This is a genomic window from Pleomorphomonas carboxyditropha, from assembly GCF_002770725.1.
Classification (GTDB): domain Bacteria; phylum Pseudomonadota; class Alphaproteobacteria; order Rhizobiales; family Pleomorphomonadaceae; genus Pleomorphomonas; species Pleomorphomonas carboxyditropha.
On the sequence record NZ_NQVN01000041.1, the window covers coordinates 1 to 18,444 of the forward strand.

The 18,444-nt window shown below is 65.5% G+C and carries 15 protein-coding genes; 2 read left to right on the plus strand and 13 right to left on the minus strand.

Annotated features, from left to right (window positions below; translation table 11 throughout):
* The 6 genes from CJ014_RS26305 to iolG form a co-directional block, all read right to left on the minus strand.
* Positions 1 to 950, minus strand: a 950-nt coding sequence (locus CJ014_RS26305) for an aldehyde dehydrogenase family protein (RefSeq protein ID WP_118847946.1), incomplete at its 3' end; no start/stop codon positions are given.
* 103 nt (positions 951 to 1,053) lie between these two features.
* On the minus strand, positions 1,054 to 1,875 hold the full coding sequence (gene iolB / locus CJ014_RS26310; RefSeq protein WP_100083468.1) for a 5-deoxy-glucuronate isomerase: 822 nt from the start codon (positions 1,873 to 1,875) through the stop codon (positions 1,054 to 1,056).
* 75 nt (positions 1,876 to 1,950) lie between these two features.
* Positions 1,951 to 3,807, minus strand: coding sequence for a 3D-(3,5/4)-trihydroxycyclohexane-1,2-dione acylhydrolase (decyclizing) (gene iolD / locus CJ014_RS26315; protein ID WP_100083469.1), 1,857 nt, complete (start codon positions 3,805 to 3,807; stop codon positions 1,951 to 1,953).
* An 87-nt stretch (positions 3,808 to 3,894) separates the two neighbouring features.
* Positions 3,895 to 5,826, minus strand: coding sequence for a bifunctional 5-dehydro-2-deoxygluconokinase/5-dehydro-2-deoxyphosphogluconate aldolase (locus CJ014_RS26320; protein ID WP_100083470.1), 1,932 nt, complete (start codon positions 5,824 to 5,826; stop codon positions 3,895 to 3,897).
* 154 nt (positions 5,827 to 5,980) lie between these two features.
* Complete coding sequence (locus CJ014_RS26325) at positions 5,981 to 6,844, minus strand: MurR/RpiR family transcriptional regulator (protein ID WP_100083471.1); 864 nt, start codon at positions 6,842 to 6,844, stop codon at positions 5,981 to 5,983.
* 68 nt (positions 6,845 to 6,912) lie between these two features.
* Positions 6,913 to 7,908, minus strand: a complete 996-nt coding sequence (gene iolG / locus CJ014_RS26330) for an inositol 2-dehydrogenase (RefSeq protein ID WP_100083472.1) — start codon at positions 7,906 to 7,908, stop codon at positions 6,913 to 6,915.
* Between the two features lie 473 nt (positions 7,909 to 8,381).
* Here iolG and CJ014_RS26335 point away from each other — a divergent pair, with 473 nt between their 5' ends.
* Together CJ014_RS26335 and iolE are read left to right on the plus strand one after the other, a co-directional pair.
* On the plus strand, positions 8,382 to 9,383 hold the full coding sequence (locus CJ014_RS26335; RefSeq protein ID WP_425351961.1) for a MurR/RpiR family transcriptional regulator: 1,002 nt from the start codon (positions 8,382 to 8,384) through the stop codon (positions 9,381 to 9,383).
* Between the two features lie 284 nt (positions 9,384 to 9,667).
* Positions 9,668 to 10,549 (plus strand): myo-inosose-2 dehydratase, encoded by an 882-nt coding sequence (iolE, locus tag CJ014_RS26340; protein ID WP_100083474.1) that lies wholly within the window; start codon positions 9,668 to 9,670, stop codon positions 10,547 to 10,549.
* A gap of 195 nt (positions 10,550 to 10,744) precedes the next feature.
* Here iolE and CJ014_RS26345 read toward each other — a convergent pair whose 3' ends face one another.
* The 7 genes from CJ014_RS26345 to CJ014_RS27990 form a co-directional block, all read right to left on the minus strand.
* Positions 10,745 to 11,749, minus strand: a complete 1,005-nt coding sequence (locus CJ014_RS26345; RefSeq protein ID WP_100083479.1) for a Gfo/Idh/MocA family oxidoreductase — start codon at positions 11,747 to 11,749, stop codon at positions 10,745 to 10,747.
* A 276-nt stretch (positions 11,750 to 12,025) separates the two neighbouring features.
* A complete protein-coding gene (locus CJ014_RS26350) occupies positions 12,026 to 12,991 on the minus strand; it encodes a sugar ABC transporter substrate-binding protein (RefSeq protein WP_100083475.1) in 966 nt (321 codons plus the stop codon).
* A 126-nt stretch (positions 12,992 to 13,117) separates the two neighbouring features.
* The gene (locus CJ014_RS26355) at positions 13,118 to 14,131 is read right to left on the minus strand and encodes an ABC transporter permease (RefSeq protein WP_245427712.1); all 1,014 of its coding nucleotides are present in this window, start codon (positions 14,129 to 14,131) and stop codon (positions 13,118 to 13,120) included.
* Between the two features lie 67 nt (positions 14,132 to 14,198).
* A complete protein-coding gene (locus CJ014_RS26360; RefSeq protein WP_100083476.1) occupies positions 14,199 to 15,710 on the minus strand; it encodes a sugar ABC transporter ATP-binding protein in 1,512 nt (503 codons plus the stop codon).
* A gap of 500 nt (positions 15,711 to 16,210) precedes the next feature.
* Positions 16,211 to 17,206, minus strand: a complete 996-nt coding sequence (locus CJ014_RS26365; protein WP_100083477.1) for a LacI family DNA-binding transcriptional regulator — start codon at positions 17,204 to 17,206, stop codon at positions 16,211 to 16,213.
* Between the two features lie 160 nt (positions 17,207 to 17,366).
* The gene (locus tag CJ014_RS26370) at positions 17,367 to 18,149 is read right to left on the minus strand and encodes a TIM barrel protein (protein ID WP_100083478.1); all 783 of its coding nucleotides are present in this window, start codon (positions 18,147 to 18,149) and stop codon (positions 17,367 to 17,369) included.
* 88 nt (positions 18,150 to 18,237) lie between these two features.
* A partial coding sequence (locus CJ014_RS27990; RefSeq protein WP_245427715.1) for a Gfo/Idh/MocA family oxidoreductase occupies positions 18,238 to 18,444 on the minus strand: 207 nt, incomplete at its 5' end.

Consider the following 18,444-nt stretch of genomic DNA (forward strand, 5'->3'; position numbering starts at 1 on the left):
AGCTTCTTGAACAGCGCCACGAACTCGTCGGCGATGCTCTCCTGGACGCAGACCACCGGCAGGGCCATGCAGCGCTGGCCGGCGCAGCCATAGGTCGAGTTGATGATGCCGCGCACCGTGCGCTCCAGCACGCAATCCTCGAGCACCAGGGCGTGGTTCTTGGCTTCCGTCAGCGCCTGGACGCGCTTGCCGTTGGCGGCGGCCGTCTTGTAGATGTGCAGACCGACCGAGGTCGAGCCGACGAAGGCGACGCCCTTGATGGCCGGGTTGACCAGGAGGCTGTCGGCCTCGACGCGCGAGCAGGTGACCAGGTTGACGACGCCCTTGGGCAGGCCGGCCTCGATCAACAGCTCCAGCATGCGGCTTGCCGTCTGCGGCACCATCGAGGCGGCTTTCAGCACCACGGTGTTGCCGGTGGTGATGGCGAACGGGATCATCCAGCCCATGGGGATCATAGCCGGGAAGTTATAGGGCGCGATGGCGGCGAACACGCCGAGCGGCTCGCGGAAGGACACCGTATCGTAGCCGGTGGAGACGTTCATGCAGGTGTCGCCCTGCATCAGGTAATGGGTCGAGCAGGCGCATTCGACCACTTCGATCGCCTTGAGCACGTCGCCCTTGGCCTCGGCCAGCACCTTGCCGTTCTCGGTGGCGAGCAGTTCGGTCAGCTCGTCGAGATGGGCGTCGAGCAGCTGCTTGAAGCGGAACATCAGTTGGATGCGGGTGGGGATCGGCGTATCGCGCCAGGCCGGGAAGGCGCGGGCAGCGGCTTCGACGGCGGCGTCGACCTCGTCCTGGGTGCAGCAGGGCGCCTCGGCGATCTGCTTGCCGGTCGAGGGATCCATCACCGGCATGTACTTGGCCGTCTTCGACACCCGCCATTCGTTGTCGACCAGGTACCTGAGACGCGCCACCGTGCCGAACTGATGCTGCAGGATTTCCTTGTTCATGATTTTCTCCGTAATGCTGTCTCGGGATATCGATCGCCTCCGTCAGCCGAACGCCCGGGGCGACAACAATTGTCTTTTGCCGAAGGCAGGTTCTTGCCCGTCTTCAGCGTGAACCGGCCGGCGCGCCGAGCCCGGTGAACAGCCACTCGTGCGCCGGCTCGTTGTGGAATTTCCAGATCCGCTTCGGCCCGGCCATGACGTTGAGGTAATAGTTGTCGTAGCCATGGATGGTCGCAACGGGGTGATAGCCCTTCGGCACCATCACCACGTCGCCGTCCTCGAGCAGCGCCACCTCGTCGAGGCTGCGGTCGTCGGTATAGACGCGCTGGAAGCCGTAGCCCTGCGGCGGGTTGAAGCGGTGGTAATAGGTTTCCTCGAGATAGCTTTCGGCCGGAATGTCGTCCTGGTCGTGCTTGTGCGGCGGATAGCTCGAGGTGTTGCCGCCCGGCGTGATCACCTCGACCACCAGCAACTGATGGGCGGCGCCGTCGCTCTCCGGCATGATGTTGGTGACGAGGCGGGTGTTGGAGCCCTTGCCGCGGGTGATCTGGTCATGCGTGCCCGGCGGCAGCAGCCGGGCCGAAAAGCCGGCGGCGCCCGGCGCCGAGCAGACGGCGAGTTCGACCGCCGTCGTCGCGCTGAAGGCGTAGCGGTTGCCGGCCGGCACGTAGGCCGCCCAGGGCGCGCCGTCGAACGGGCTCATGCGCTCGCCGATCTCGCCGTAGTCCTTGCCGTCGATCAAGAGACGGCCTTTGCCGGACACCAGCACCAGGCAGACCTCGCGGTCGCCGGTCTCGGCCGCCGATTTTTCGCCCGGCGCCAGCCGGTCGAGCGCGAAGCCGACGTGGCCCCAGCCGGCGCTCTGCGGCGTCACTTCCTGCACGCGGCCATGTTCGCCCTTCGGCTTCAAGCTCAGCTTCGACATGTCGCTTTCCTTTCCTGTCTGGAGCGCGCCGGCCGCCGCACCGGAACGGGCGGCAACCGGCGGCGCTTCCGTCGGTCAGTTAAAGACGCGCTGATGGCGGCGGTTGGCCTCGTAGCGTTCGCGCGCCTTGCCCACTTCCTCGCGCGGCGACACCTCGGGCACCGCGACGTCCCACCAGTGGCCGCCCGCCTCGGTGGTGATCAGCGGATGCGTCTCGATGACGATCACCGTGGTGCGGTCGTTCTTGCGTGACGCCTCGAGGGCGTTCTCCAGTTCGCCGATCGACGCCACCTTGAGGGCAATCGCCCCCATGCTCTCGGCATGCTGGCGGAAGTCGATCTCCGGCTGCGCCTCCATCAGGCAGTCCTGCCAGAGGTTGTTGAAGTTGGCGCCGCCGGTTTCCATCTGCAGGCGGTTGATGCAGCCGAAGCCATGATTGTCGAGCAGGACGATGGTGATCTTCTGGCCGAGGCTGACCGAGGTGGCGATCTCCGAGTTGAGCATCATGTAGGAGCCGTCGCCGACCATGACGATCACCTCCTTGTCCGGATTGGCCATCTTGACGCCGAGGCCGCCGGCGATCTCGTAGCCCATGCAGGAGAAGCCGTATTCCATGTGGTAGCCGCCCGGCTCGGTCGGCACCCACAGCTTTTCGAGCTCGCCCGGCAGGCCGCCGGCCGCGCACACCACCACGGCATTGGTCTTGCCGAGCGTGCGGGCGACGGCGCCGATCACCTGGGCGTCCGACGGCTTCTCGGCATTGGTCGGGGCGAGCGCCCGGCCGGCCGCCTCGAACCAGGCGGTCCGCTCGTCGGCGGCGCGGGCGGCGATGGCCGCGTCGGCGCGGAAGCTGCCGAGCCCTTCGGACAACAGCTTGAGGCCGACCTGGGCGTCGGCGATCAGCGGCTTGGCGTTGTGCTTGGCGCTGTCGTAGGGCGTGACGTTGAGGGCGACGATCTTCAGTTCGCCGGTCTTGAACAGCGCCCACGAACCGGTGGTGAAGTCCTGGAAGCGGGTGCCGACGGCGAGGATCAGGTCGGTGCCGGCGGCGAGCGCGTTGGCGGCCGAGGTGCCGGTGACGCCGATGGCGCCGAGCGCCAGCTCGTGCGTCTCGTCGATCGCCGACTTGCCGGCCTGCGTCACCGCCACCGGAATGCGGTGCTTCTCGGCGAAGGCGACCAGCTCGGCCGTGGCGCCCGAATAGAGCACGCCGCCGCCGGCGATGATCATCGGCTTCCTGGCCGCCTTGAGGAGGGCAATGGCTTCCGAAAGCTCGTTCTCGTCCGGACGGATGCGGCGCTGCGTCCACACCTTCTCGGCGAACAGGCTGTCCGGCCAGTCGTAGGATTCGGCCTGCACGTCCTGGCACATGGCGAGCGTCACCGGGCCGCAGTCGGTCGGGTCGGTCAGCACCTGCATGGTGCGCTGCAGGGCGGTGATGAGCTGCTCGGGGCGGTTGATGCGGTCGAAATAGCGCGACACCGGGCGGAAGCAGTCGTTGGCCGACACGGTGCCGTCGTTGAAGTCCTCGACCTGTTGCAGCACCGGGTCGGGCATGCGGTTGGCGAACACGTCGCCGGGCAGCAGCAGCAGCGGCAGCCGGTTGACGTGGGCGACGGCGGCGGCCGTCACCATGTTGAGGGCGCCGGGGCCGATCGACGTGGTGCAGGCCATGAAGCGGCGGCGGAAGGTCGCCTTGGCGAAGGCGATCGCCGAATGGGCCATCGCCTGCTCGTTGTGGGCGCGCAGCGTCGGGAACTCGTCGCGCACCTGATAGAGCGCTTCGCCGATGCCGGCCACGTTGCCGTGGCCGAAGATCGCCCAGCAGCCGGCGAAGATCGGCAGCGTCTCGCCGTCGACCACCGTCTTCTGGGCCATCAGGAAGCGGATCAGCGCCTGGGCCACCGTGAGGCGCACTGTCTTGCCAACCATCTTCAGTCCTCCCGCCGGCGCGCCGATCCTGCGGCGGCGTCCGGCCATAGCTTTGCTTGAACACTCTTCATCCCGGCGGACCGCCGGTCAGGCCGCCCGCGAGGCGCCCAGCGACAGCCAGACGTCGACGAGCGCGCCGAACTTCTGCGCCATGTCGGCGATGGCCGCCTCGTCGCCGATCTCGCCGCTGAGCCAGCGCCGGGCGGTGTCGGCGAAGATGGTGCGTCCGACGGCGAACCCCTTGACGCAGGGCGCGGCCTTGGCGGCGGCGAAGCCCTGCTTCAGCGTTTCGATCGGCGCTTCCAGCCCCAGGAGCACGACTCCGCGGCAATAGGGATCGTTGTCTCTGATCACACCGTCGATCGCCTGCCAAGCCACTTCCGACGCCTGCGGCTCCAGCTTCCACCAGTCCGGCTTGAGGCCGGCGGCGTAGAGCTCCTTCAGCGCCCTTGCCGCCGTGTCGTTGCCGAGCGGGCCGGCCTTGGAGGCGATGATCTCGACCAGGATTTCACGGCCGACCTTGCGCGCCGCCTCGTAGGCGGTGAGGAGCTTGGCGGTCTGTTCGGCCTTGAGCTCGGCCGGGTCGTCCGGATGATAGAAGCACAAGACCTTGATGCAATGCTCGAGCGGCCATTCGATCAGGCGGCTGCCGAGATCCTGGCTGAACTCGAACTTGAGCGGCCGCGAGCCGGGCAGCTCGATCGGCTTGGCCACCCAGAGGCCCTTGCCCGCCCCGGCGGCGAACAGCGCCTTGTGGCCGTATTTGTCGTCGAGCAGCATGCCGAAGCCCGGCCGGCCGGCCGCCACCCGCTGCGCCGCCTTCACCGCCAGCACCTTGAAGTCGGGGATGCGCTTCAGCGTCGCCGCATCCTGGGCGAGGTCCTCCACCTGGCTGCGGTGGTCGATGGCGAGCGCCATCAGCGTCGGATAGCTGCCGCGGCGGGTGGTCGCCCAGTGGATGTGGTTGAGGGTAGGGTCCTTGCGGAGCGCCCGTTCGCTGCTGCCCTTGGCGAGGAACAGGCTGAGCTCCTCCCAGGTCGGATATTCCGGCGAGCAGAGCAGGCGCGACACCGCGAAGGCGCCGCAGGCGTTGGCCCAGGTGGCGCAGGTAGCGAGCGGCTCGCCCTTGAGCCAGCCCCTCAGGAAGCCCGACATGAAGGCGTCGCCGGCCCCGAGCACGTTGAACACCTCGATCGGGAACCCCTTGCCGACGATGCCGTCCTCGAGGTCGTCGGAGATCGGGCCGTCGTAGACGATGCAGCCCATGGCGCCGCGCTTCAGCACGATGGTGGCGCCGGCATTCATCGAGCGGATCAGCTTCAGCGACGCCAGCACGCTGTCGGCGCCGGTGGCGATCATGATCTCTTCCTCGGTGCCGACGATCAGGTCGCAATCGGCGAGGACGGTGCGCATGAGACCCGATACGCGATCGGACTTGACGTAGCGCTCGAAGCCGGCGTCGTGACCGGCGAGGCCCCAGAGGTTCGGCCGGTAGTCGATGTCGATCACCACCTTGGCGCCATGCTTCTTGGCGAGGGCGATCGCCTTGCGCTGCGCCGCCTCGGAATGCGGGCGGGAGAAGTGGGTGCCGGTGACCACGATCGAGCGGCTCTTGGCGATCAGCGTCTCGTCGATATCGCCTTCCGATAGAGCCATGTCGGCGCAGTCGGAGCGGTAGAAGATCATCGGCGACACGCCTTCGTCCTCCACCGCCAGCAGCACCAGGGCGGTCAGGCGGTCGCGGTCGACGACGATGCCGGATGTCTCCACCGTCTCCCGGGCGAGCTGTTCGAGAATGAAGCGACCCATCTGCTCATTGCCGACGCGCGTCACCAGCGCCGATTTCAGGCCGAGCCGGGCGGTGCCGACGGAAATGTTGGCGGGACAGCCGCCGACCGACTTCGCGAAGCTGCCGATGTCTTCGAGGCGGGTACCGATCTGCTGTCCGTAGAGATCGACCGAGGCTCGGCCAATGGCAATGAGGTCGAGTGTTTTGGCCGCGCTGGGGGTGTCTGTCATTGTTTCCTCGCAGGGCTTTCCGTCGTTACGCTGTGTCGCGCTTTGATGACAAGAATATACGTTCCGATCAAAAAGGTCGATGAAATTATTGTTCTACGACCATCGTAGTATCCCGGAACGAGGGGTCAGATGGCGGCCATTTCGTTCCGGGCGATTAATCCCACTGTTTCCTCTCTGCAACCGCTACGCTCAGCGCCAGTGCGAGCACCATGGAGGCGGACAGCGGGCGGAAGCCGCCGTAGTCTGCCTCGACAACTTCGAACCAAACGTTCGAAATCGCTGCGATGGGAGAGAATGGCGAATCCGTCAGCGAGACCAGCGGCACCCCGCGTTCCCGGAGAAACCTGGCCTGCGCGACGGTTTCCGAGGCATAGGGCGAAAAGCTGACGACGAAGGCCGCATCCCTCGGGCCGGCGAATTGCAGCAGGTCGCCATCGGTGCCCATGGACGAGCCCGCCAGTTCGCAGCGCAATCCCAGCTTGCCGAAGGCATAGGCCATGTAGCTGACGATCGGAAACGACCGCCGTCGCGCCACGAGGTAGATGGTCTCGCCGTCGGCGAGAACGGACGCCGCCGCCGAGAACACCTCGTGGCTGACGGAATGGAGGGCGCTTTCCATCGACTGGCGGCCCGCCGCGAGGAAGCCCTCGAGCGTCTTGCCGGCCCCGTCGTCCGGGTCGACGCCGCTGCTCAGCGAATGGAGGCGCTCTTCATATTCGGAGCTGCGCTCGCGCATCCGGTCGCGAAACAGGCGCTGCATCTCGACGAAGCCGTCGAAGCCGAAATGCTGGGCGAATCGGATGATCGCCGACGGCGGAACGCCGATGTGCTTGGCAATGGAAGAAACCGTCCCGAAGGCGATCTCGTCAGGCTTGTCGAGAGCGAAGGCGGCGATCTGGAGGAGTCGCTTGGGCAGGGCTTTCTGCCGCCGGACGATTTCCTCCTTCAGGGGCTGATAGCCGGTGAGCGCCGCCCGTTCGGGCAGAAGGTTGCCCGGCTGGTCTGTGAGACTGGGCATGCGGGATCACTCTTCGGCGCGATATTGCCAGAAAGACGGCCGGCGGACTCCGCCGGCCGTCGGCTTTTTCAATAGGCGATGTCCACCTGCCGGCCTTCCTTCAGCGACTTCACCGCGGCATCCGCCATGGCGAGCGCCTTGAGGCCGTCTTCGCCCGACGGCTGCATCGGCTTGCCGGCCTCGAGCGCCTTGATGAACGAGGCGATCTCGTTGGCGTAAGCCTGCGTGTAGCGCGTCATGAAGAAGTCGAGCAGCGGCTCGCGGCGATAGCCTTGGGCGTCCGCCACTTCGACCGTGGTCGCCCGCAGGTTCTCGGCGTGCACCATGCCCTTCGAGCCGTGCACCTCGATGCGCTGGTCGTAGCCGTAGGTGGCGCGGCGCGAGTTGGATATCTGGGCGATCTTGCCGGACTTGGTGGTCAGGATGACCGAGCCGCTGTCGATGTCGCCGGCCTTGCCGATCTCCGGATCCACCAGGCTCGAGCCGACCGCGAACACCTTGACCGGATCCTCGCCGAGCAGGAAGGACGCCATGTCGAAGTCGTGGATGGTCATGTCGCGGAACATGCCGCCCGAACGCGCCACGTAGGTGGCCGGCGGCGGCGACGGGTCGCGCGAGGTGATCGACACCATCTCCACCGCGCCGATCTGGCCGGCGTCGATGCGGGCGCGCACTTCCATGAAATTGGGGTCGAAGCGGCGGTTGAAGCCGATCATCAGCGCCGCCTTTTCGCGGGCGACGGTATCGAGGCAGCGGCGTACCCGGTCGACGTCGAGATCGATCGGCTTCTCGCAGAAGATCGCCTTCTTGGCGCGCGCCGCCTGCTCGATCATGTCGGCGTGCATGTCGGTCGGCGTGGTGATCAGCACGGCGTCGATGTCTTTGGCGTTCATGATCTCATCGATCGTCCGCACTTCGGCGCCCGATGATTTCGAGATGAAGGCCGCCGCCTCCGGCAGCGCGTCGGCCACGGCCACCAGCTTCGCCCCCGCCGTGGCGGCGACAGCGCCGGCGTGCACCTTGCCGATGCGTCCGGCGCCCAGCAATCCAAATCTCAGCGTCATGATTGAGCTCTCTCCCTCGACTGTTTTCCGCGGGGGTATCGCGGATCTCCCCCGCTGGCCAAATGCTTCAGACCGTCGCCGCGCCAAAAGGTGAAAAACGATTCACAATCTCTTTCGGGATTGACCGTCGCAAGCCTGCTCCCGCCCGCCTTCCGTTGCCGTCAAGGACAGGTCGGCTGGATGATATGGAACAGTCTTTTTTCGATATGGAATTTAAGTTCCATATCCTCGTTCCGTCAAGGCCTTCCTGTCCGGATAGCAACGCTACCATTGGCGTGGTCATTACCATTTGGTCGAAGCCGTCGGCTCGGACCGGTGCCGGAACAACGGCAATCCGCAATGCGGATCTGAAATTATCTGAGGTATTTCAATAGGATATTGAAAGTCTTGCCATAAAGGCCGCCGGGCTATGCCGCTGCCTCGCCTTTCGGAAGGGCTGCCTGAGCGCCTCAACATGGCATACCCTATTGAAAATGGGGCAATTTCTTTGCCAACGCCAAATAAAGACGGGTAGGGTTGGTATTGGTCGGAACGGTGGAATAGGATTGAAACGTCCGATCCGATTTCGAGCGAGGCTGGGGATGACTGACGAAAGCGAGCCGATGGATTTCGAAGATATCGATAGCGCGGGGGCGCCGCCGCAGGAGTTCCGCGCCCTGCGCGACATCATCATCGAGCGCCGGGACAAGTTGCCGCGTCGGTTGGCGCAGGTCGCGGCCTATGCCGTTGAATCGCCCGACGAGATCGCCTTCGGCACGGTGGCCAGCATAGCGTCCGCCGCCAAGGTTCAGCCATCGACCCTTGTCCGATTCGCCAAGGCCATGGGATATAAGGGTTTTTCCGAGCTGCAGGTGGTCTTCCAGGAGCGGTTGCGCGATCGGCCGTCCAACTACGACGAGCGCCTCGATGCCTTCTCCATCCACTCGTCCGGTCGGCCGGCCACCGCGGCGATGCTGGACGGATTCGGCAAGGCGGCGATCCGTTCGGTCGAACGGGTCTGCGAACGGATCGATCCGGTCGTCATGGACAAGGCGGCCCGCATTCTCGCCGACGCCGAGACCATCTACCTGCTCGCCCAGCGCCGCTCCTATCCCATCACCTCCTACATGGCCTATGCCTTCGGCAAGCTGGGAATCCGTACCGTATTGATCGGCTCGCCACTCGGCATCGATCGCGAAATCCTCAATTTCGCCAGCCCCCGCGACGCGGCTTTCGCCATCAGTTTCACTCCTTATGCCTCGAGCACGGTGGACCACATGCGCCAGGTGGCGGTGCAAGGGGTGCCTCTGGTCGTCATTACCGATAGCCCGTTCAGCCCGCTGGTGCCGGAAAACGGCGCCTGGTTCGAGATCGTCGAGGCCGATTTCGAGGGATTCAGGTCGCTCGCCGCTACTCTTACGGTGGCCATGGCGCTGACCGTATCGGTGGCCGACCTTCGTCGAGGTCGAGAAAAACAGAATTTACATACCGAATGAAATGAAATAAGGAATAATCAGATCGGAAATGGATGGTCGATGGATGGGGTAGGAGGCCTTCGCCCAGATTGCCTCCTCGTCCCTGCCTGACGGCTGACTTTTGTCCGAGGCGGTGAAAGATCGTCCCTGGAGCTGGCTGAGGTCGGAATACCTGTTCCATGAAGGTGCCGGCCTGGGAGAGAGGCGTCCGACAGACCTCAGGTCCTGCCCCGACGAAACAGTTGGCAAGAGAACGGCCCGGTCGGCGGAGAGCTCGTGCCGGCGCGGTTATTGGGAGAGAAGACATGATTCGCATTGGCGCCAATCCCATCTGCTGGTCGAACGACGACCTCGAGGAGATCGGGGGGAACATTTCTCTGGAGCAGTGCCTTACCGAGGCGCGCGACGCCGGTATCCAGGGCATGGAGAAGGGGCACAAGATGCCCGCCGACGGCCCGGCGCTGAAGAAGCTGCTCGCCGACTACGGCATGGTCTTCGTCTCCGGCTGGTATTCCACCTTCCTGCTCGAGCGCGACGCCGATGCCGAGTTCGCCGCGGCGCAGAACGAGCTGAAGTGGCGCAAGGAAGCCGGCGCCGAAGTGTTGGTCGTCTGCGAGTGCACCCGCACCGTCCACGGAACCCAGTCGGCGCCGCTCACCAGCCGGCCGGTGCTGACCGATGCCGAATGGGCCGTTTTCCTGCCGCGCATGACCCGTTTCGCCGAACTGGTGAAGGGCTACGGCCTGCAGGTCGTCTATCATCACCACATGGGCACGGTGGTGCAGACGCCGGAAGAGGTCGACCGCTTCATGGCCGGCACCGGCCCGGCGGTGAAGCTCCTCCTCGACACCGGCCACATGACCTGGGGCGGTGGCGACGCCGTGGCGATGGCGCGCAAATACGCCGATCGCATCGGCCACGTCCACACCAAGGACGTCCGCGCGCCGATCGCCAAGAAGGCACTCGCCGAGGGCTGGTCCTTCCTCGATGCCGTCCTGGAAGGCGTCTATACGGTGCCCGGCGACGGCGCGATCGATTTCACCAGCGTGTTCAAGGCGCTGCCGAATTATTCCGGCTGGGTGGTGCTGGAGGCCGAGCAGGATCCCGAGAAGGCCAACCCGAAGAAATACGTCACCATGGGCATCGCCAACCTCAAGCGGTTCCTGGCCGAAGCTGGTCTTCGCTGATTTCCGCATACCAGCGCGGAACCCTGCCCCCTGGAGCAAAGTCTTCAGGGGGCTTTTGTTTGTCGGCACGGATCAGCGATAACGCCGCGCCGGAGCATCGGACCGACGCATAAAGCAAGCCCGGAGACGCCGCCGTCTCCGGGCTTGCTTTGCGAAAAGGGGAGGGGAGCGCCCCGTCCGCGCTCCCGGCACCGGTCAGCCGACGACCAGCGCTTCGCGCATGGCGCAGGCAAGCCGCGTCGCCTCGCGGGCGTCGGCTATGCTGCTCGGCGTCGGACCGCCGGTTTGTACGGCAGCGACGAAGGCGCGCGCTTCCTGCAGGAAGGCATCGCCGAACCGCTCGAAGAAATCGACCTGGCCTTCGATCCGCCGGCAGCCGCCGGTCTCCACCGCGACCGGACGGCGCGGCACGCTCCGGCCGATGTCGAGGCCGCCGGCCGTGCCGGAAATGGTCATCGCCGCCTCGTAGCCGCGATGGGAGGTGCGGGAGACGTGGAAGGTGGCGACCTGCCCGCCCTTGAAGGTGACGGTGGCAAAGCCGTTGTCGACGTCGCCGCAGTCGCCGAGCGCCGGATACATGATGCGGCTGCCGGCCGCACTGACCGACGACACCTCGGCGCCGTCCAGCATCCAGCGGACGAGATCGATGTCATGGATGCAGCAGTCGAGGAAGATGCCGCCCGACGTCGGCGCGAAGCGCACGAAGAAGCCCTCGGGATCGACCGGATCCTCCGACCGGCAACTGATGGAGAACACGTTGCCGAGCTCGCCGGCGGTGATCAGCCGCTTGGCTTCGGCATAGGCGGGGTCGAACCGGCGCATGAAGCCGATCATCACCAACTGGCCGGGACGCTTGTCAGCCACGGCGATCACCCTGTCGCAGTCGGCCGTCTCGAGGGCGAGCGGCTTTTCGCAGAAGACGTGCTTGCCCGCCTCGAGGGCGACGATCACCTGATCGGCGTGCAGCGAGGTCGGGGTTACCAGCCAGACGGCATCGAGACCGGGGTGGCCGAGCAGTTCCGACAGGCCGGGATAGGTGGTGACGCCGGGAAGTGTCGCCTCTGCCCAGGCTCGTTCTTCCGGAATGGGGCTTGCGGCCGCCACCAGGGCGGCGCCGGGAACGCGGAGGGCCAGGTTCTCGGCATGGCGTCGGCCAAGCCGACCGAGACCTACGATGCCGATGCGAACGGAAGCGGACATGAAGAACACACCTCGGAATTGAAGACGCCCGGCGTCGGCCTTCCGATAGACCGGTGGATCAGGCGTCGGCGGTTAGTGTTGGGCAAAAACGATTCAGAGTCCGTATCGGCAAACCGGCCGGCTCGCCTGCGATCGCTGGAAGCGGCGGAGCGAGGAGACCGATCGTTGGACTATCCCTCGCCGGGAAACGGCCGAACGGGAGCTGTTGCATCCAGGTAAGTGACGAGGCGGCTCAGGCCGCCTCGCCAGTTTGCTTTCGTCAAACGACGGCAGGGATCACTTGATCGAGGCGCGGAAGTCCAGGAGCTCCTGGGCGTTGTCCTTGGTGATCAGCGTGGCGCCGGAGTCGATGCGCTTGTCGACGGGCTTGCCGGCGATCGCCTCGAGCGCCTTTTCGACGCCGAGGCGGCCCATGTCGTAGTTGCCCTGGGCGATGGAGCCGTAGAGGTCGCCGGCCAGAATGGCCTTGAGGTTGTCGGCATTGGCGTCGACGCCGATGATCGGAACCTCCTTGCCGCTCTGCTTGAGGGCGCGCAGGGCGCCGAGCGCTTCTTCGTCATTGCCGGCGAACACGCCGGCGATGTCGGGCGTCGACTGCAAGACGTTCTGCGTCACGGTGTAGGCCTTCTCGCGGTCCGAGTAGGCCGGCTGGCGCGAGGCGATCTCGATGCCGGCGGCTTCCAGCACTTCCTTGGCGCCGTCGCAGCGCTGGGTCATGCTCGGGTTGCCCGGCGCGCCGTCGAGCAGCAGCACCTTGTCGCCCTTCTTCAGCACCTTGAGCAGCGCCTCGCCACCCGCCTTGCCGGCGGCGATGTTGTCGGTGCCGATGAACGAGGTATAGTCGGTGAACTTCTCGGGCATGCCGGTGTCGACCAGCAGCACCGGAATGCCGGCCGCGCGCACCTTGGTGATGACGTTGACGGCGGTGTCGGGCTGCGACGGCGAGAAGATCAGGGCGTCGGGCTTCTGGGCGAGAACGTCCTGAACCATGTTGATCTGCTGCTCGACGGCGTCCTCGGTCGGCGGTCCGAGCACGATCAGGTCGACGTTGTTCTTGTCGGCGGCGGCCTGGGCGCCGGCGGCGACGATCTTCCAATACTGGCTCGACAGCGTCTTCAGGACGACGGCGATCTTCACTTTTTCAGCGGCAGCGGCGGGGCTGCTGACGGCGGTGACCGCAGGCAGCGCCGCGACGGCGAAGACACCGGCCATCAGGGCAGCAGCGAAAGTTCTCCGGTTCATAGTCTCACTCCCAATAAGGCTAGTCGGTTTCTGGTCTCGCGTCTCCTCGTTACGAGACCTCGTTACGTCCGTTCCGACGATCGAAACGGACGTAGGGCGAGTCGATCGGTCCGCGGAGGGCAAGCCTCAGCGCGCGGACTTCAGGACATTCTGGCGAAGCACGTCGACGGCGACGGCAACCACGATCACCGCGCCGATGGCGAAGGTCTGGAAGGCGCTGTCGACGTTGAGAAGGTTGAGGCCGTTGCGCAGCACGGCGATCAGCAGCACGCCGATGATGGTATTGGCGATCGAGCCGACGCCGCCGAAGAAGCTGGCGCCGCCGATGATGACCGCGGCGATGGCGTCGGTTTCGTAGTCGAGGCCGGCCAGCGGGTAGACGGCGTTGACGCGTCCGGCGAGAACCAGGCCGGCCAGCGCGGCGGTGAAGCCGGAGATGGTGTAGACCAGGTTCAGGATGCTGTTGACCTTGATGCCCGACAGGCGCGCCGCTTCCTTGTTGCCGCCGACGGCGTAGATGTAGCGGCCGGTCGACGTGCGGGTCAGGAAGAAATACATGCCGATGTAGAGGATGGCCACCAGGATGAAGCTGACGGGCACCTGGCCGATCGAGTTGTTGCCGAGGAACTGGATCTCGTCGGGGAACATGCTGATCGGGGCGGCGGCGGTCACGAACAGCGCGATGCCGCGGGCCATCTTCTGCATGCCGAGCGTCGAGATGAACGGATGCGGCAGGCGCAGCTTGGTGAGCAGGAGGCCGTTGGCGAGGCCGAGCAGCGCGCCGGAGCCGAGGCAGACCAGGATGGCGGGGTAGGGGCCGAAGCCCCAGCGGTCGGAGGCGATGCCCATCATCATGGCCGACAGCGCCAGCACCGAGCCGACGCTGAGGTCGATGCCCGCCGTCAGGATGGCGAGGAACATGCCGATCGACACGATGGCGCTGACCGCCGCCTGCGAGGCGACGTTCATCAGGTTGTCCATGGTCAGGAAGCGCGGCGACAGCGCGGTCATGACCGCGCAGAGCAGGATCAGGCTGAGCAACACGCCGAGCTGATAGAGCTTCTCCGTCATGGCGGCGTTCTTGCCGGCTGCCTTTTCGGCCGGCAGTTTGCCGTTGTTGGTCAGGGCCTCGTTGGACATCAAAAATTCCTCCCACGGAATGCGATCCGGCCGCGTGGGCCGTAAAAGGCTGGTCTGGTCGTAAGGGTCAGGACGCCTGCTTGAATCCGGACGCGGCGTACATGATCCTTTCCTGCGTCGCTTCCTCCTGCGTCATCTCGCCGGTGATCTCCCCCTCGTGCATGACCAGGATGCGATCGGCCATACCCATCACCTCCTCCATTTCCGAGCAGATGATGATGACGCCGGCGCCACCCGCGACCAGCTGGTTGATGAGCTTGTAGACTTCCACCTTCGCGCCCACGTCGATGCCGCGGGTCGGCTCGTCGAAGATGAAGATCTTGGCGTTGGAGAGCAGCCACTTGGCGATGACCACCTTCTGCTGGTTGCCGCCCGACAGCTTGCCCACCAGCATGTCCATGCCCGAGGTCTTGAGGCGCATTTCCGCGCAGATCTTCCGGGCGGTCTCCCGAATGCCCTTCAGGCTGAGCCAGCCGGCCTTGCCGTACTTGTGCATCTTGACGATGGTGGCGTTGAACGCGACGCTCTGGATCAGGATGAGGCCTTGCTCCTTGCGGTTCTCGGTCAGGAAGGCGATGCCGGCGTTGATGGAATCGAGCGGCTGGCGGATCTTCACTTCCTTGCCGAACACCTCGATCGTGCCGCTGTCGAAGGGATCGGCGCCGGTGATGGCGCGGGCGGTTTCGGTGCGGCCCGCCCCGACCAGGCCGGCGAAGCCGAGAACTTCGCCTGCCCTCAGCTCGAAGTTGATGTCGTGCAGCACGCCCTTGCGGTTGAGGTTGCGCACCGACAGGACGACGTCGCCGTGCGCCGCCCGCTCCTTCGGGTACTTGTTCTGGATGTTGCGGCCGACCATCAGCTGAATGATGTTGTCGACCGAGCGCTCCTTCATGGCGAAGGATTCGATGGTGCGGCCGTCGCGCATCACGGTGACGGTGTCGCAATTGGCGCGAATCTCGTCGAGGCGGTGCGAGATGAACAGGATGGCGACGCCGCGCTCCTTCATCCGCGCCATCACCCGGAACAGGTCGTGGGCCTCCTTCTCGCTGAGGCTGGAGGTCGGCTCGTCCATGATGATCAGCTTGGCGTTCGACCAGATCGCCCGGCAGATTTCGATCATCTGCTGATGGCCGACGCCGAGCGTGCCGAGCCGCGCCCGCGGCGACACGTTGAGATCGATGTCGGCGAGCAGTTCGGCCGCCTTGGCGTTCATCTGGGCGCGGTCGAGGATGTTCAGCGAGTCCGACAGGTAGATTTCCCGGCCGAGGAAGATATTCTCCGCCACGCTGAGGTGCGGGATCAGGTTCAGCTCCTGATAGATGCAGCCGATGCCGATGGCCATCGCCCGCCGAGGATCGAGGGCGGTGTAGGTCACGCCATCGAACTCGATGGTGCCGCTGTCGGGCGTGTGGGCGCCGGTGAGCATCTTGATCAGCGTCGACTTGCCGGCGCCGTTCTCGCCGCAGATGCCGTGAATCTCACCGGCGCGCGCTTCGATATCGACGCCGTCCAGCGCAACGACACCGGGAAATTTCTTGGTAAGGCCTTTGACTCTCAGCAGGATTCCATCGGCGACCATTTCCGATTCCTCAATTGCGGTGCTGAGCGACAGGTCGCCGCGCCGCCCGGAAACCGGCTTCGCTGCCTGACCGTCTTCTCCCACCTCCAGCCGGTCCGCTCCCCGCAGCCCGGCCTCCTCCCTTGCCTCACTCATTCAAGAATGAAGCGACTGTTTTTCCGCTTAGAATGGAAGATTAATTCCACGACCGGCGTGTGGCGTCAAGCCCTTTTCGGATGTTTACAGTCCCGCCGATTCCGCCCACATGCCCTGCACAAAGCGATTTAATATTTTTAAGCCCCTGATTGCCGAAGGCTAATGGCAGGGAGGTATATTGTTGGGGCAGGGGTATATTCGGCCTGGCTCATACTAACGTATGAAATAGGCATTTCATGTGTTTCGGGGCGTATTCTGCTCGTCTCAAGGGTCGCCGCCGCGATGACGTCCCGCAGGTGGTGCCGGTCGCCGCTCGATGGCATGAATGTTCCAAGCGCGGATTGCACGGACAATCCGGCAAAGCGTCAGGCCGAGCGCCGCGGCACCAGGCGGCCCTTGAGATAGACCGTGCGTTTCTCGGCGCGATCGAGGATCATGTCGGCGACCGTCCGCACCATCGCCTCGATCGGCTGCTCGTAGCTGGTGAGGTCGTAGGCGGGGGAGGCGGCAAACGTCGTGTTGTCGAAGCCGGCGACCGCGATGTCCTCGGGCACGCGGAGATGGAATTCGCCGCGGATGACGTCCATCGCGCCGAAGGCCAGCACGTCGTTCTCGCACATCAGGAGGTCGAGCCGTTGATCCGCCGGCGTCGCGGCGAGATAGGCGCGCATCGCCGCCGCACCCGCTCCGATGCTGTAGTCGGCGGCGGGGATGTCGGGAATCGCCGGCACACCGCGGTTTCGCCAGAAGTCGGAAAAGAGCCGTTGCCGGCCGAGGGCCGTCGAAAGCGTCCGCGGCCCGGACATGAAGCCCGGCCTGCGGTAAGGCTTGGCGGCCAGATAGTCGCAGATTTCCGCCATGGCGGTTTCGACGTCGCAGGTGATCGCCGGCACGCCGTCGATCTGGCTGTCGCGGGCCAGCACGAAAGTCGGCGGCGTTCCCGGCCCGAGCCGCTTGTCCTGCAAGGTCTCGTCGCGGAAAGCGGTCCCGCACAGGACCACGGCGTCGACCTGGCGCTGGTCGGCGTTGAGCAGGGCGTGAACGTGATCGAAATGCCGGTTGATGTTGATCAGCGTCACCACCAGCCCTTCCGATTGCAGAATCTCGGTCAGCGTCGCCAGGAACGGCAGCTTGTGAGGATTAGCGAAGTCGTCGACGAAGGCCGCCACCTGACGGGTGAGGTTGGTGGCGAGCGATCGGGCGAGCAGGTTGGGCGAGTAGTTGAGCCGCCGCGCCGCCTCCATCACCTTCTCGCGGCTGGCCTCGGCAATCGAGGCGCCGGGCGTGAAGGCGCGAATCACGGTCCACTTGGACACGCCGGCGGCCTCTGCCACCTCCTTGGCGGTCGACCTCCTGCCCATGCTCGCTCCTCACGCTTTTCTCTTTCTCCCTTCTACGAAAATGAGCCCCGGATGTCTTGCCGGGTTTTCCGGATTCACAGGGATCGACGGACCGAGGCCCGGCGCCTGCGATAGTGGCGCCGGGCGTTCACCGCTGTTTCGGGGCGACTGGGCGAACCGCTCAGACGGTGAAGGCGTCGCGGAAGCGCCGGAGCGCCAGCTCGTCGTCGCCGGATGCCCAGGCCTCCATGCCGATGGTGCCGCGATAGCCCATCCCGGCCAGCGCGCGCGCGATGGCGGGATAATTGATCTCGCCGGTTCCCGGCTCCATGCGGCCGGGCACGTCGGCCACCTGGATCTCGCCGAGATGCGGCAGCGCGGCGCGGCAGAGCTCGATGAGGTTACCCTCGCCGATCTGGGCGTGATAGAGGTCGAGGTTGAGCTTCAGCGACGGCCGGCCGACCGCGGCGACCAGCGCCATGGTGTCGGCCGCCCTGGCGAACGGCGTCTTCGGGTGGTCGACCGCGGTGTTGAGATTCTCGAGCACGAAGGTCACGCCCTCCCGTTCGCCGAGGTCGGCGATGCGGGACAGCGTGTCGCGCGCCTTGAGCCACATGGCGCCGGTGACCATGTCCGATTTCCTGACGGGCAGCCCCTGGCCGTCGAGGCCGGTGCCGTGCAGGTTGAGGCGCGGGCAGCGCAGGCGCCTGGCGATGGGGATCGACGTCTTCGCCGTCTCGATCAGCTCGTCGGCGCCGGCATCGTCGGCCAGCGTGCCGGTGATGTAGCCGGTCATCGACGAGAAGGTGGCGCCGGACCTTTCCAGGGCGGCGATGTCGTGCTTGGTCCAGTCCCAGATTTCGGCCTGGAACCCGAGGGCGGTGATGCGTTTCAGCCGTTCGGCGACGGGAAGCGCCTTGAAGACCATTTCCGCGCAGACGGCGAGCGTGAAGGGCTGGGACATATCGATCTCTCTTTTTGTCTTGTCTGTATGGCGGCCAGGACGTCGCTGCGGCACGCCCGGCGGCCGATGCCTTGAGAAAGGCCGCGCCTCAGGCGGCGACCGGAACCTCGATCTCGGAGATGGCGACCGGCCGGCCTTCCCGCAGCGACGTCCTGGCCGCCATGGCGACCACCAGGTCCCGCAGGCCGTCCTCGCCGGTGACCGGCACTTCCGCCTCGCCGGCAACGGCGGAGAAGAAGGCGCCAAGCTCGTTGAGATAGCTGTCGCGGTAGCGTTCGAGGAAGAAATACAGCGG

Bases quoted from the DNA above. Each gene is read 5' to 3' on its own strand.
- iolB (WP_100083468.1), bottom strand. From the start codon at position 1,875: ATGTCGAAGCTGAGCTTGAAGCCGAAGGGCGAACATGGCCGCGTGCAG.
- iolD (WP_100083469.1), bottom strand. From the start codon at position 3,807: ATGGTTGGCAAGACAGTGCGCCTCACGGTGGCCCAGGCGCTGATCCGC.
- CJ014_RS26320 (WP_100083470.1), bottom strand. From the start codon at position 5,826: ATGACAGACACCCCCAGCGCGGCCAAAACACTCGACCTCATTGCCATT.
- CJ014_RS26325 (WP_100083471.1), bottom strand. From the start codon at position 6,844: ATGCCCAGTCTCACAGACCAGCCGGGCAACCTTCTGCCCGAACGGGCG.
- iolG (WP_100083472.1), bottom strand. From the start codon at position 7,908: ATGACGCTGAGATTTGGATTGCTGGGCGCCGGACGCATCGGCAAGGTG.
- CJ014_RS26335 (WP_425351961.1), top strand. From the start codon at position 8,382: ATGGGGCAATTTCTTTGCCAACGCCAAATAAAGACGGGTAGGGTTGGT.
- iolE (WP_100083474.1), top strand. From the start codon at position 9,668: ATGATTCGCATTGGCGCCAATCCCATCTGCTGGTCGAACGACGACCTC.
- CJ014_RS26345 (WP_100083479.1), bottom strand. From the start codon at position 11,749: ATGTCCGCTTCCGTTCGCATCGGCATCGTAGGTCTCGGTCGGCTTGGC.
- CJ014_RS26350 (WP_100083475.1), bottom strand. From the start codon at position 12,991: ATGAACCGGAGAACTTTCGCTGCTGCCCTGATGGCCGGTGTCTTCGCC.
- CJ014_RS26355 (WP_245427712.1), bottom strand. From the start codon at position 14,131: ATGTCCAACGAGGCCCTGACCAACAACGGCAAACTGCCGGCCGAAAAG.
- CJ014_RS26360 (WP_100083476.1), bottom strand. From the start codon at position 15,710: ATGGTCGCCGATGGAATCCTGCTGAGAGTCAAAGGCCTTACCAAGAAA.
- CJ014_RS26365 (WP_100083477.1), bottom strand. From the start codon at position 17,206: ATGGGCAGGAGGTCGACCGCCAAGGAGGTGGCAGAGGCCGCCGGCGTG.
- CJ014_RS26370 (WP_100083478.1), bottom strand. From the start codon at position 18,149: ATGTCCCAGCCCTTCACGCTCGCCGTCTGCGCGGAAATGGTCTTCAAG.